Raw genomic sequence first — 13,026 nt, forward strand, 5'->3', positions numbered from 1 at the left:
GCGCGTGCGGCGAAGCCCTGAATAAGATGAGTGATTAACTCAGTTTTACCGGGGTGGATTGTCGCGATCGGGGAAAATTGAACGTTTTTGGGCAATTCTCCGCGTTGCAAACAATTGCCCGCCAAACGTTGCAATCAGGCAACTTGTGCCTTCTTCCAGCTCGCCGGCGTGATGCCGACATGCTTGCGGAAGACGCGGGTAAAATGCGCCTGATCGGCAAAGCCGGTTTCGGCGGCGATTGCGGTCAACGCATTTTCGCTTTCGACAAGCAGCCGCTTGGCCCTGTCGAGCCGGGCATTGGTCTGCCATTGATGCGGAGCGATGCCGGTCGAGGCCTTGAAGGCATGGCTGAAATGCGATTGCGACAGGCCGGTCAGGCCGGCGAGTTCCTCAAGGCGGATATTGCGCAGGCAGTTTTCCTCGATGAATTCGGTCGCGCGGCGCAGCTGCCAGGAGGCCAACTTGCTGCGTTTGCGCGGCATCGCCTTGGCAATCTTCAGGACATCGATGATCAGCGCCAATGCCAGGCCGTCGCCATAGAGATCGTGCAACGGCTCCGGATTGAGGCATTCGGCGGCGACCAGCTGTGCCAGCGACAAAACCCGCTCATCGGAAAACAGAAGCTGCGGGCTTTCCAGACGGCGCGGATCGATATCCTCCATCAGCCGGCGGCTGACGGTCTCGGTGTCGAAATGGATGTCGAGGTGGCGCACCGAATGCACGTCGGTCAGATCTGCCCAGACTTCCATGCCGGCCGGCACATAGGAGATCGGCCGCTTTTCCGTGTCCTGGACGGTGCCCTGCGCCTTCGGCGAGAGCTTGATACGCGAATTGCCCGGTCCCCGCTTGTCGAGCATGATGAACAGCCGTGGATCGCGCGAGACGTAATAGCCGCCGGCATAGGAGGCGCATTCCACGTCCCAGACATCGGCGACGATGCCGTTCCACAGGCGGCGATGCACGCCGCCGATGACGGAAAAGCCCTGGATCTTGTTCTGCATCCGCGGTTGAAACGTCATTTCCACTTCCGCCTCCGGCTATGCGCCGGAGTAAACCTTCAAATTGTACTCAAGTTTATTACCGCAGGCGCAACCGGATGGCAATTGCCAAATCCGGCACCAAACCGGGGAAAAGCAGGGTCAAATCAAGCCTTCGACACCGAGAAGCTGAGCCTGATGTCGCCGAGCAGGATGTCGATCGCGCCGGGTTCGGTCAGTTCGATCGCGCCGCTCAACGTGCCTGTGGTGATGAGCGCACCTGATTTCAGCGATGTCTCGGGGCGCAAGCCGTCATTGGCATAGTCGACGAGCCAGGTGAGGACATCGCCTTTCGGATGCTGTGCCGGACCATCATAGATCGTGCGGCCGGCATGGGTGACCTTGAGCGGCGTTCCCCCGATGGTGTCGACGACGCTTTTTTCGAGCTTCGGACCGAGCACATAGCCGCTATTGCCGAGCCGGTCGGCGACGAACAGCAGAAACGAAACGCTGCCGCTTTCGCTCACGGCGCTGACCAGCAGCTCGGCGCCGAGATAGACCGCGGAGATCGCCTCGACCACCTCGGCGCGGCTGTAGGGAACGCCGGCGCGGACTGGCAGATCACTGCCGAGACGGACGGCGATCTCGGTTTCGAATTTCAGGCCCGGATACCAGGGAATGTCAGCCCCCGAAACGGCTTCGGCATAGGGATGCAGCGGAGCGGTGACCGCCTGGCCCTGCGGCGAGACCGTCACCTTCCAGGCATTGCTGGAAATACCGTCTGCAGCAGTGAGCAAGTTCTGCGCCTCCATCGCCTGATGGAGATCGGCTGGCAGCGCGAAGGTGCTCGTTGCCTCCTGTCTGCCGGCCTGTCGCAGGCTGTGAAGCCTGGCTGCAACCGTGCGCGGATCGAATGTCTCTGTCATGCTATCTCCTCGACCTGATTTTCGAGGTGCCACACTAACGAGACGGCAGGGACGAGCAAGGCCGCTTTTGGAAAGACTCCTATTCCATCGCCGCGTACCAGCGGGTGCGATAGGTGGCCAGCCCGGGGATATCGGTCGGCGGAACATGCGTCTCGGCGCCCGACACCGGCCGGATGCCGGTGAGAAGGGCCGCACCCTGGCTGGTGCCGGTCGAGCCTGGAAGGGCCATGACCTCGCGGCCGGTCAGGGCGGCGAGCAGCTTGAGATAGGCCCCGTTGAGCGCAAAAGGTCCTTCGACGATAACGGGGCCTTTGGCGCCGACCAGTCCGAGGCAGGCATCCGTCATCAAAGCGAGATAGAGGCAGGCAGCGGCAGAGCGCTCCTCGCGGCTTGCCTCTTCGGCGCCGATCCAGCGGCTTGCCTTTCCCGGAAAGGGCCCGGAACCGGGCGCGATATTCGGCAAGAGCATCATGCCCTTGCCGATGACGGGGCCGATTGCCGCCTGGGCGGCTTTTTCGTCGACAGGGCCGATTTCGGCCGAAAGGATTTCGAATTCCCGGCCGCCCATGAAACGGGAGGAGGGGACGGTCCGGCCATAGGCATCGACATTGGCGAGCGCATCGCGTTTCGGATCGAGATGATCGAGATCGCCGCCGACGCCGAAATTGATGACCCATGTGCCGGTGGAGACGACGGCGAAGGGCGCGGCCCGATGAACCAGATGCGGCAAAAGCGAGGCATTGGAATCGTGAATGCCGCAATAGACCGGCACGGGTGCGGTAAGGCCGAGCTCTGCGCCGATCTCGGGAAGAACCTGCCCGAGAGCATCGAAAGCGGAACGGATCGGCGCCATGAGTTCGCGAATGCCGAGGCTGTCGACGAGCGAAGAATAGTGGCCCTCTCTCGGGTTCCAGAGGTCGGTATGGCAGCCGAGCGAGGTCAGCTCATTGGCGGCGACACCGGTCAGCCGTGCAGTCCAGTATTGCGCATAGGTGAGGATGGTCGCAACCTTGGCGAATTCCTCGGGAAAGGCGGTCTTCTGGTAGTGCAGTTGGGCGCCGACGTTGAGGCCCATCGCAAGGTGCGGCGAGAAGGTTTCGTCGAAGGAGGGGCGCAGCCGCGTATAGGCGTCGCGGATTTCCTGCGGATATTCGTGTTCATAGTCGATGACAGGCATGGCAAGCGTACCGTCCCGGGCAAGGAGTGCTGCGGAGGCGCCATGGGTGGTGATCGAAATGGCGTCGAAGCCGGGTTCGCGCGCAAGGCTTTTCAGCGCATCGAGCGCAAAGGACCAGAGAGCCTCTACGTCGTAATGCGGATAGAGACCGGTTTTGATCGCGATATTCGGCCGCTTCAACACGGCGACCTCGGCGCCCGTCTCGCTGTCGAGGACGACGACCTTGGCATTGGTCTTGCCGATGTCGAGGACGGCGATGCGGCGATAGGAGGTGGCGTTCATGGCATATGGAAGACGGTGACCAGGTCGCCCTGGACCGGTGAATTATCGGGATTGGTCGCCATGATGTCGGCCATGTGCGCCCACCATTTTTTCATGACGGGATGCTCCGGCAGGCTGGCCATCGTGTGGTCGGCGGGCCGCGTCAACACGCCGAACAGCGTGTTGGTCTCGCGGTCGAGATGAATGGAATAGTCGCTGGCGCCTGACTTGTGCAGGAGATCGACCAGTTCCGGCCAGATCTCGTCATGCCGCTTGCGGTATTCGGCTTCCATGCCCGGATTGAGCTGCATTTTGAAGGCGTGTTTTTCTAAAGTCATCGGGAGCTCATGACCTTGATGCGGCGGGCGATGATCGGGATGGCGATGGTGATGATCAGAAGCAGGCCGATGAAGATCGACATGACGATGCCGGGCACGTTCAGCAGGCCGAGGCCGAAGGTGACGAGGCCCATGACGAAGGCGGCGATGACGACGCCGACGATCGTGCCGGAGCCGCCGAGGATCGAGATGCCGCCGAGCACGACCATGGTGACGACCTCGAGTTCCCAGCCCTGGGCGATCGACGGCCGGGTCGAGCCGAGGCGTGAGGTCAGGCAGACGGCGGCGACACCGCTCATGACGCCGGTCAACAGGAAGAGGATGAATTTGACGCGCTCGACCGGAATGCCGGAGAAGCGGGCGGCGAAGTCGTTGTTGCCGATCGCATAGACCTGCCGGCCGAAATTCGTCGCATGCAGGAGGATGGCGAAGAGGATCGCCAGTACGATGAAGAGCACGAATTCGAAGGAGAATACCCAGACGACATAGCCCTGGCCGAAATAGGCGAAATCAGCCGGGTATTTGCCATAGGCCTGGTCGCCGAGCACGATATAGGAAATGCCGCGGAAAAGGCTCATCGTGCCGATGGTGACGACGATCGACGGCAGTTTCAGCACCGAGACCAGAACGCCGTTGAAAATGCCGCAGGCAAGCCCAGTGCCAATGCCGATCGCGACCAGGCCCGGTGTGCCAATGCCGAGCTGTGCCGCCGCGCCCATTGCCGTCGAGGCGAGTGCGATGACCGCGGCGACCGAGAGGTCGATCTCGCCTGATATGACGAGGAGCGCCATGGCGAAGGCGATCATCGCCTTTTCGGTGAAATTGAAGGTGGCGTCCGAAAGGTTCCAGGCATCGAGGAAATAGGGCGAGGCGAGCGAATTGAAGATGAAGATCAGGATGGCGACGGCAAAGAGCAGCACTTCCCAGCTGGCGGCGATGCGGCGGAAGGGTGTGCCGAGACGGTCGGGGATGACCCGCTTTTCGTGTGTGGACACGGTGCTCATGCTGCGGCCTCCGTTCTGATCTCGGCTGCGGCGCGGTCTCGCAGGATAATGCGGCCGCGGTTGCGCTCACGCCTGGCGTTGAAGGCGACGGCGAGAATGATGACGGTTCCGGAGATCGCCATCTGCGTGAAGGGTGAAATGCCGATGACTGGCAGCGCATTCTTGATGACGCCGAGGAAGAGCGCGCCGAGCACGGTGCCGGCGACCGAGCCGACGCCGCCGGCAATCGAGATGCCGCCGATAACGCAGGCCGCGACGCTGTCGAGCTCGAAGCCGTTGGCGATATCGACGTAGGCAACAGCATAACGCGACACCCAGAGATAGCTCGCAAGGCCGGCAAGCGCCCCCGACAGAACGAAGGCCAAAAATTTCGTCCAACCCGTATCGATGCCGGCATAGACGGCCGCGGTCGGATTGCCGCCGGTCGCATAGGCCGAGCGGCCGAACTGGGTGTATCGGAGCAGGACATACATCAGAAGCACGATGACGATGCCCACCCAGCCGAGAACCGGCAGGCCGAGGATCGGCGTGCGCGGCACCGACAGGAAGACCGGCGTCATCTGATGGGCGTTCACCCACGCCCCGCCTGACAGCACGAAGGCCATGCCGCGATAGATGGTGAGCGTGCCGAGCGTGACGACGATCGGCGGGATTTCGAGCGCCCAGACGAGAAAGCCGTTGATGGCGCCGAGGCAGGCGCCGATGACGATCGCGGCGAGGATGAGTACGACGAGCGGCAGGTCGGGATAGGCGGCATTCATCATCGCGATCGCCATGCCGGTGAAGGCGAGGTTGGCGGCGACCGACAGGTCGATCGATTTCGTCAGGATGACCGTCATCTGCGCGAGCGCCAGGATGATCAGGATGGAGGTATCGTTGAAAATGCCGGCGAGATTCTCCGGCGTTGCGAAATCGGCAGCGCGCGTCGAAAAGATCGCGATCATCACGACGATGATGAGGAACAGCAGGGTTTCGCGTTTTCTGATCAGTCTTGACATGCTCTTACCTTGCATTGCGGGCCTCATGCATTGCCGGTGGCGGCGCGCACCAGCGCTTCCGGCGACAGCTCGGCGCGGTCGAAAATTCCGGCGGCGAGACCTTCCTTCATCACCAGGACGCGGTCCGACATGCCGATGATCTCGGGCAGTTCGGACGAGACCATGATGATCGACAGGCCCTCGGCGGCGAGTTCGCTGATGAAGCCGTGCACGGCCGCCTTCGAACCGATATCGATGCCCTTTGTCGGTTCGTCGAGGATGATGACCTTTGGCGCCGTCGCCAGCCATTTGCCGATGACGACCTTCTGCTGGTTGCCGCCGGAGAGCGTGCCGACCGGGACGGAAAGGGCGGCCGCGCGCAGGTCCAGACGCTCGGCATATTTGCGGGCGAGGGCGAATTCTTCTGCCGCCCGGAGGAAGCCGCGGCGCGAGGTGCGGGTAAGGGAGGGCAGCGTCATGTTCTGGAAGATCGGCATCGGCAGCGCCAGTCCGTGGCGGCCGCGTTCTTCCGGCACGTAGACGATGCCGGCGCGGATTGCGTCCTGCGGCGAGTGAATGGTGATTTCGCGGCCTTCGAGCATCATGGTGCCCGAGAGCGGCCTGGTGATGCCGAAGAGCGATTGCGACAGTTCCGAACGCCCGGCGCCGATCAGGCCGTAAATGCCGAGAATCTCGCCCTGGCGCAGGGTGAAGGAGATGTCGCGGAACTCGGTGCGGTGGCTGTAATTGCGGATCTCGAGAACCGGGCCGCCGATGGCGACATCGACCTTCGGAAAGGCATTCTCGACGTCGCGGCCGACCATCATGCGGACGATCTCGTCCTGCGGCGTTTCCTTGAGCCTGCCCTGGCCGACGGCGCGGCCGTCGCGGAAGACGACGAAATCGTCGGCGATCTCGTACACTTCGTCGAACTTGTGGCTGATGAAGAGGATCGCCTTGCCCTTTTCCTTCAGGCCCCGGACGATGCGGAAGAGATCGTCGATCTCCTTGCGGGAAAGGGCTGCCGTCGGTTCGTCCATGATGACGATGCGGGCCTCGATCGACAGAGCGCGCGCAATCGCCACCAGATGGCGCTGCGCGATCGAGAGGTCCTTCAGCCGGATTGTCGGATCGATATTGCTTTCGAGCGCGGTCAGCAGCGCCTTGGCGCGGCTGTTCATCACCCGCCAGTCGATGGTGCGCAAACGCGTGCGCGGCGCATGGCCGAGGAAAATGTTTTCGGCAACCGTCAACTCGTCGAACAGCACGGTTTCCTGATGGATGGCGGTGACGCCGGCGTCGATTGCGGCCTGGGCGCTGGCAAAGGTCACCGGTTGGCCGTCGACCAGGATCTCGCCTTCGTTCGGCCTGTAGATGCCGGTCAGGATCTTGACGAGCGTCGATTTGCCGGCGCCGTTTTCGCCGATCAGCGCGGTGACCGTGCCGGGATGCAGCGCGATACTGACATTGTCGAGCGCCTTCACGCCCGGGAAGATCTGGGAGATGCCGCGCATTTCCAGAATGGCGGGCGCATCACCGGTTTTGCTGTCCGTGGCGGTTTGTTGAAAGGCGGCGTTCATCAGTTTCTACCAGTGTCGAATGAGAATCCCGGCGGCCATCAGGCCGCCGGGCTTTTATGCGTCGGCTCCAGATCAGAAGACCTTGGAGAACTGGTCGATATTCGAAGCATTGTAGACGAAGGGATCGGCCATGGCGGCTTCACCGTTGTCGCCGACCTTGATCTTGCCCATGCGGCCGGCTTCGATCTCGCTGCCTGGCTTGCCGTCGGTCTCGCCCTTGACGAGGCGATAGGCGATCTGCGTTGCGGAGTAGCCGAGATCGATCGGGTTCCAGATGGCGAATTCCTTCGTGGCGCCCGACTTGATCGCGCCGGCCATTTCGGACGGCAGGCCGAGACCCGTGACGTAGACCTTGCCGACAAGGCCCTTGTCTTCGACGACCTTCGATGCGGCCAGAACGCCGACCGTCGTCGGAGCGACGATGACCTTGATGTTCGGGTTTGCCTTCAAGAGGCCTTCGGCTTCACGATAGGACTTGTCCGAGAGGTCGTCGCCGTAGACCGTGGTGACGAGGTTGAGGCCCGGGAAATCCTTGAGCTGCTTCTTCATCTGGTCGATCCAGATGTTCTGGTTGGTCGAGGTGGTCGTTGCCGACAGGATGGCGAAGTCACCCTTGCCGCCGTCGAGATGGTCCTTGACGAGCGTCAGGCACATCTTGCCGATCAACTCGTTGGACGACGGGTTGAGCTGAAGGATACGGCCTTCAGGCGCCACGCCGGAATCCCAGGAGATGACCTTGATGCCGCGCTGCGCAGCCTTCTTCAGCGCCGGAACGAGCGCGTCGGGATCGTTGGCCGAAACGGCGATGGCGCTGACGCCCTGGGCGATCAGCGAGTTGATGACTTCGATCTGGCCTTCGGCCGTCGTCGTCGTCGGACCGGTATAGATGACCTCGACGCCGCCGAGTTCCTTGGCGGCTTCCTGCGCGCCCTTGTTGGCGGCATCGAAGAAGCCGTTGCCGAGCGACTTGACGACGAGACCGATCTTGATGTCGGCGGCACTTGCCGTGCCGGCCATCATGGCGACGGCAAATGCCACGCCGATTGCGAGTTTCTTTGCGAGTTTCATGCTTTCATCCTCCCACTTGATTGACACTCTTCACACCTGGCCGGCGCCTTATGCGACCGACGAGGAATCCTCCTTGATTGCCTGGGCGACCGGGCTCGCGACAATGAGCCTGATGCCGGCATTCTCGATCATCCTGACGGCTTCCTCTGGAATGCCGTCATCGGTGATGATTGTGGACACACGCTCGAGCGGGCACAGAATGAGGCTCGACCGGCGATGGAACTTGCTGGAATCGGCCATGACGACCAATTCGTCGGCCTGATGCATCAGCTTCTGTTCGCTTTGAATAATCAGCGCATCGGCTTCCATGATGCCGAGCGGGCCGACGCCCTGCGCGCCGATGAAGAAGCGGCGGGCGTAGAAATTGCGGATCGCGTCATTGTCGAAGGGGGAGAGGATCAGGCTCTGCTCGCGATAAATCGCGCCGCCCGGCACCGTCACGGTGTTCTTCGAATGCTTGACCAGATGTTCGGCGATGGCGAAAGAATTGGTCATCACCTGCAGGCGGTGCGCCGCCATGAAATGCACCATCTGGAAGGTGGTCGTGCCGCCGTTGATGATGATCGCATCGCCCGGATCGCAAAGCTCGACCGCCTGGCGTGCAATTGCGCGTTTCTTGTCGATATTGACCGATTCCGAAACGCGGAAGGGGCGGCCGGCGAGATTGCCAAGCTGCGGCGGATGCACCGCCTCGGCGCCACCGCGCACACGCCGGATCTTGCCCTGAACATGAAGAGCCGCAATGTCGCGACGGATCGTCGCCTCGGAAGCCTCGGTCAGCTCGGAAATATCCTGAACCGTCACGACGGACTTTTCCTGAACGGCGCTCAGAATGATGCGATGGCGTTCGCGTTCGTGCATGGGGCTCCTCCTTCGATCGTTTATTTCGCACATATGACAATGTGTCAATCAAAAACGATCATAAATTTTCATATTGCGCTGCACAATAATCGAATTTGATCGTTTTCGATTGACAAGCTGCGTTTTGATGAGCGATACCGTCAGCGAAAAGGGGCGCGAACTTTGCGTCTCGATGAAGATTTCATATGGGAGGATGACATGGCGGCGAACGTCCGGCTTCTGGAAAACCGGTGGGATGATGCTTACGCGGCAGGCCTCGATGAGCCTGGCAAGCTGCTCTATCGCTCCAACCTGCTCGGCGCCGACAAGCGCATCACCAATTATGGCGGCGGCAACACCTCGGCGAAGGTGATGGAAACCGATCCGCTGACCGGCGGCAAGGTCAAGGTGCTCTGGGTCAAGGGCTCGGGCGGCGACGTCGGCACGATCAAGCTCGACGGTTTCGCGACGCTCTACCAGGACAAGCTGGAATCGCTGAAGGGTATCTATAAGGGTGTCGAGGACGAGGACCGCATGGTCGGCTTCCTGCCGCACTGCACCTTCAACCTGAATGCCCGCGCCGCCTCGATCGACACGCCGCTGCACGGTTTCGTGCCTTTCACCCATGTCGACCACATGCATCCCGATGCGATCATCGCGATCGCCGCATCGAAGAATTCGAAGGAATTGACGCAGCAGATCTTCGGCGACGAGATCGGCTGGCTGCCCTGGCGCCGTCCGGGCTTCCAGCTCGGCCTCGACCTCGGCGCATTCGTTGCCGCAAACCCGAATGCCAAGGGTGTGGTGCTGGAAAGCCACGGCCTCTTCACCTGGGCGAACGATGCCAAGGCCTGCTACGAGCTGACGCTCGATATCATCAACAAGGCGATCGTCTGGTTCGCCGAAAAGACCGAAGGCAAGACCATTTTCGGCGGTGCGGTCGCACAGAGCCTGGCCGTTGCCGAACGCCGCGCCATCGCCGCCCGGCTGATGCCGGAAATCCGCGGCCGCATCGGCAAGCAGGAGCGCAAGCTCGGACATTTCGACGATCAGGACGCCGTGCTCGAATTCGTCAATTCCAGCGATCTGCGCCCGCTCGGTGCGCTCGGCACCAGCTGCCCTGACCATTTCCTGCGCACCAAGATCCGCCCGCTGATCGTCGATTTCGACCCGGCCAAGCCGGATGTCGAGGCGATCGTTGCCGGCCTCGACAAGGCGCTGGAGGATTACCGCGCCGATTACGCCCGCTATTACAACGACTGCAAGCACGACAATTCGCCTGCCATCCGCGATGCCAATCCGGTCATCTTCCTCGTTCCCGGCGTCGGCATGCTGTCCTTTGCCCGCGACAAGGCGACGGCCCGCATCGCCAGCGAATTCTACGTCAACGCCATCAACGTCATGCGCGGCGCCTCGACGGTCTCGGAATATCAGGGCCTGCCGGAGCAGGAAGCCTTCGACATCGAATATTGGCTACTCGAAGAGGCCAAGCTGCAGCGCATGCCGAAGCCGAAGAGCCTTGCCGGCCGCGTCGCCTTCGTCACCGGCGGCGCCGGCGGCATCGGCCGGGCGACGGCCGCGCGCCTCGTCGGCGAAGGCGCCTGCGTGGTGCTTGCCGATATCGACCAGGCAGCGCTCGAGGGCACCGAAGCCGATTTCGTCAAGCGATATGGCGCTGACGCCGTGCGCAGCGTTCGGCTCGACGTCACCAAGGAAGACGCAGTGATTGCCTCCTTCGCGGACGCCTGCGTCGAATTCGGCGGCATCGATATCCTCGTCTCGAATGCCGGCATTGCCTCCTCCGCGCCGATCGAAGCCACTGAGCTTTCGACCTGGAACCGCAATATCGACATTCTCGCGACCGGCTATTTCCTCGTCTCGCGTGAAGCCTTCCGCCTGTTCCGCCGTCAGGCGCTCGGCGGCAACGTCATCTTCGTCGCTTCGAAAAACGGTCTGGCCGCCTCGCCGAACGCGTCTGCCTATTGCACGGCAAAGGCTGCTGAAATCCATCTCGCCCGCTGCCTGGCGCTGGAAGGCGCCGATGCCGGCATCCGCGTCAACACCGTCAATCCGGATGCGGTCCTGCGCGGTTCGAAGATCTGGAGCGGCGAATGGCGCGAGCAGCGTGCCGCCTCATCCAAGATCGAGGTGGACGATCTCGAGGAACATTACCGCAAGCGTTCGATGCTGAAACTCAACGTGTTTCCGGAAGATATCGCCGAGGCGATCTACTTCCTCGCTTCGGACCTTTCGGCGAAATCGACCGGCAACATCATCAACGTCGATGCCGGCAACGTGCAGAGTTTTACGCGCTAGAACAAAGAGCTATTTCCGGAGGATCACCCATATTGCGTGGATGACCCCCGGCAGATAGCCGCAGAGTGTCAGCAATATATTGAGCCAGAAATGCAGGCCGATCCCGACCTGCAAAAATACGCCAAGGGGCGGCAGGATGATCGCAAGAAGAATGCGGACAACGTCCATCGTAGCTCCTTCGTTTGAAGACATGTAAGCGTTTGAACGCGAACCGTGCCCTATGGTTCGCGACCAGGGAGGAATAGATGACAGATTCCAGGATTGCGCCAGATCTGGTCGCGACTGACAACGACAAGCGGGCAACCGCGCTGAAAGCCGATTACGAGGCACTGGGCGCGACGCTTTCCCGTCGCGGTGTCGATATCGAGGCGGTCACCCGCCAGGTTGCGGAATTCTTCGTTGCCGTTCCCTCCTGGGGCGTTGGGACTGGCGGCACGCGTTTTGCCCGTTTCCCCGGTACCGGCGAGCCCCGCGGCATCTTCGACAAGCTCGACGATTGCGCCGTCATCAACCAGCTGACGCAGGCGACCCCGAACGTCTCGCTGCATATTCCCTGGGACAAGGCGGATGCCAGGGAGTTGAAGGCCAAGGGCGACGCGCTCGGCCTCGGCTTCGATGCGATGAACTCGAACACCTTTTCGGATGCGCCCGGCCAGGCCCATTCCTATAAATACGGCTCGCTCAGCCACACCGATGCGGCGACGCGGGCGCAGGCGGTCGAGCACAATCTCGAATGCATCGAGATCGGCAAGGCGCTCGGCTCGAAGGCGCTGACGGTCTGGATCGGCGACGGCTCGAACTTCCCCGGCCAGAGCCATTTCACCAAGGCTTTCGAGCGTTACCTCGCTTCGATGGCGGACATCTACAAGGCGCTGCCCGACGATTGGAAGCTGTTCTCCGAGCACAAGATGTACGAGCCGGCCTTCTATTCGACCATCGTGCAGGATTGGGGCACCAACTACCTGATTGCCCAGACGCTCGGCCCCAAGGCCTATTGCCTCGTCGATCTCGGTCACCATGCGCCGAACACCAATATCGAGATGATCGTCGCCCGACTGATCCAATTCGGCAAGCTCGGTGGTTTCCACTTCAACGATTCGAAATATGGCGATGACGATCTCGACGCCGGCGCGATCGATCCCTACCGGCTGTTCCTCGTCTTCAACGAACTGGTCGATGCCGAGCAGCGCGGCGTCAACGACTTCAACCCGGCCCATATGATCGACCAGTCGCACAATGTCACCGACCCGATCGAAAGCCTGATCAACAGCGCCAACGAAATCCGCCGCGCCTATGCGCAGGCGCTGCTCGTCGACCGCAAGGCGCTCTCCGGCTACCAGGACGACAACGACGCGCTGATGGCATCGGAAACGCTGAAGCGCGCCTATCGCGCCGATGTCGAGCCGATCCTCGCCGAAGCCCGACGCAGGGCCGGCGGCGCAATCGACCCGATCGCCGTCTATCGCGCCAGCGGCTATCGCAAGAAGGTAGCGGCCGAGCGCCCGGCATCTGCTGCCGGCGGCGGCGGCATCATCTGAACGACCGATTGTTTCGCATGGCCT

General features: G+C 61.8%; 12 protein-coding genes. 2 read left to right on the forward strand and 10 right to left on the reverse strand.

The genetic code is table 11. The annotated features are described in order from the left end of the window. Positions 1-134: 134 nt before the first annotated feature. From A6U98_RS30430 to A6U98_RS30470, 9 genes are all read right to left on the reverse strand, one after another. Positions 135-1,019, reverse strand: coding sequence for an AraC family transcriptional regulator (locus A6U98_RS30430; protein WP_064654726.1), 885 nt, complete (start codon positions 1,017-1,019; stop codon positions 135-137). Positions 1,020-1,144: 125 nt separating this feature from the next. After that, positions 1,145-1,903 (reverse strand): fumarylacetoacetate hydrolase family protein, encoded by a 759-nt coding sequence (locus A6U98_RS30435; protein WP_064654727.1) that lies wholly within the window; start codon positions 1,901-1,903, stop codon positions 1,145-1,147. A 79-nt stretch (positions 1,904-1,982) separates the two neighbouring features. Then, positions 1,983-3,362 (reverse strand): FGGY-family carbohydrate kinase, encoded by a 1,380-nt coding sequence (locus tag A6U98_RS30440; RefSeq protein ID WP_064654729.1) that lies wholly within the window; start codon positions 3,360-3,362, stop codon positions 1,983-1,985. Then, positions 3,359-3,679 (reverse strand): L-rhamnose mutarotase, encoded by a 321-nt coding sequence (gene rhaM / locus A6U98_RS30445; RefSeq protein ID WP_064654731.1) that lies wholly within the window; start codon positions 3,677-3,679, stop codon positions 3,359-3,361. Before rhaM ends, A6U98_RS30440 begins: the two co-directional genes overlap by 4 nt. Beyond that, positions 3,676-4,683 carry an ABC transporter permease gene (locus A6U98_RS30450; protein ID WP_064654733.1) on the reverse strand — a complete coding sequence of 336 codons (1,008 nt, stop codon included), beginning with the start codon at positions 4,681-4,683 and terminating at the stop codon, positions 3,676-3,678. Before A6U98_RS30450 ends, rhaM begins: the two co-directional genes overlap by 4 nt. Next, on the reverse strand, positions 4,680-5,681 hold the full coding sequence (locus tag A6U98_RS30455) for an ABC transporter permease (RefSeq protein ID WP_064654735.1): 1,002 nt from the start codon (positions 5,679-5,681) through the stop codon (positions 4,680-4,682). The genes A6U98_RS30450 and A6U98_RS30455 overlap by 4 nt, the downstream gene beginning before the upstream one ends. Before the next feature lie 23 nt (positions 5,682-5,704). Next, complete coding sequence (locus A6U98_RS30460) at positions 5,705-7,240, reverse strand: sugar ABC transporter ATP-binding protein (protein WP_064654737.1); 1,536 nt, start codon at positions 7,238-7,240, stop codon at positions 5,705-5,707. A gap of 72 nt (positions 7,241-7,312) precedes the next feature. Next, positions 7,313-8,308 (reverse strand): rhamnose ABC transporter substrate-binding protein, encoded by a 996-nt coding sequence (rhaS, locus tag A6U98_RS30465; RefSeq protein WP_026265566.1) that lies wholly within the window; start codon positions 8,306-8,308, stop codon positions 7,313-7,315. A gap of 48 nt (positions 8,309-8,356) precedes the next feature. Beyond that, entirely contained in the window at positions 8,357-9,169 is an 813-nt protein-coding gene (locus A6U98_RS30470; RefSeq protein WP_018246533.1) for a DeoR/GlpR family DNA-binding transcription regulator, read from the reverse strand. A gap of 198 nt (positions 9,170-9,367) precedes the next feature. Between A6U98_RS30470 and A6U98_RS30475 the strand changes: the two genes are divergently transcribed. After that, a complete protein-coding gene (locus A6U98_RS30475) occupies positions 9,368-11,464 on the forward strand; it encodes a bifunctional rhamnulose-1-phosphate aldolase/short-chain dehydrogenase (protein ID WP_064654739.1) in 2,097 nt (698 codons plus the stop codon). A 9-nt stretch (positions 11,465-11,473) separates the two neighbouring features. On the opposite strand, the gene A6U98_RS30480 is transcribed toward A6U98_RS30475, so the two are convergent. Continuing rightward, the gene (locus A6U98_RS30480; RefSeq protein WP_064654741.1) at positions 11,474-11,632 is read right to left on the reverse strand and encodes a YqaE/Pmp3 family membrane protein; all 159 of its coding nucleotides are present in this window, start codon (positions 11,630-11,632) and stop codon (positions 11,474-11,476) included. Positions 11,633-11,709: 77 nt separating this feature from the next. Between A6U98_RS30480 and rhaI the strand changes: the two genes are divergently transcribed. Continuing rightward, positions 11,710-13,002, forward strand: a complete 1,293-nt coding sequence (gene rhaI / locus A6U98_RS30485) for an L-rhamnose catabolism isomerase (RefSeq protein ID WP_064654743.1) — start codon at positions 11,710-11,712, stop codon at positions 13,000-13,002. Positions 13,003-13,026 lie beyond the last annotated feature (24 nt).

It is taken from the genome of Rhizobium sp. WYCCWR10014 (genome assembly GCF_001657485.1).
GTDB lineage: Bacteria > Pseudomonadota > Alphaproteobacteria > Rhizobiales > Rhizobiaceae > Rhizobium.

Coding starts and splice junctions, on each gene's coding strand:
- A6U98_RS30430 (WP_064654726.1), bottom strand. CDS start 1,019: ATGACGTTTCAACCGCGGATGCAGAACAAGATCCAGGGCTTTTCCGTC.
- A6U98_RS30435 (WP_064654727.1), bottom strand. CDS start 1,903: ATGACAGAGACATTCGATCCGCGCACGGTTGCAGCCAGGCTTCACAGC.
- A6U98_RS30460 (WP_064654737.1), bottom strand. CDS start 7,240: ATGAACGCCGCCTTTCAACAAACCGCCACGGACAGCAAAACCGGTGAT.
- A6U98_RS30470 (WP_018246533.1), bottom strand. CDS start 9,169: ATGCACGAACGCGAACGCCATCGCATCATTCTGAGCGCCGTTCAGGAA.
- rhaI (WP_064654743.1), top strand. CDS start 11,710: ATGACAGATTCCAGGATTGCGCCAGATCTGGTCGCGACTGACAACGAC.
- rhaM (WP_064654731.1), bottom strand. CDS start 3,679: ATGACTTTAGAAAAACACGCCTTCAAAATGCAGCTCAATCCGGGCATG.
- A6U98_RS30450 (WP_064654733.1), bottom strand. CDS start 4,683: ATGAGCACCGTGTCCACACACGAAAAGCGGGTCATCCCCGACCGTCTC.
- A6U98_RS30455 (WP_064654735.1), bottom strand. CDS start 5,681: ATGTCAAGACTGATCAGAAAACGCGAAACCCTGCTGTTCCTCATCATC.
- A6U98_RS30480 (WP_064654741.1), bottom strand. CDS start 11,632: ATGGACGTTGTCCGCATTCTTCTTGCGATCATCCTGCCGCCCCTTGGC.
- rhaS (WP_026265566.1), bottom strand. CDS start 8,308: ATGAAACTCGCAAAGAAACTCGCAATCGGCGTGGCATTTGCCGTCGCC.
- A6U98_RS30475 (WP_064654739.1), top strand. CDS start 9,368: ATGGCGGCGAACGTCCGGCTTCTGGAAAACCGGTGGGATGATGCTTAC.
- A6U98_RS30440 (WP_064654729.1), bottom strand. CDS start 3,362: ATGAACGCCACCTCCTATCGCCGCATCGCCGTCCTCGACATCGGCAAG.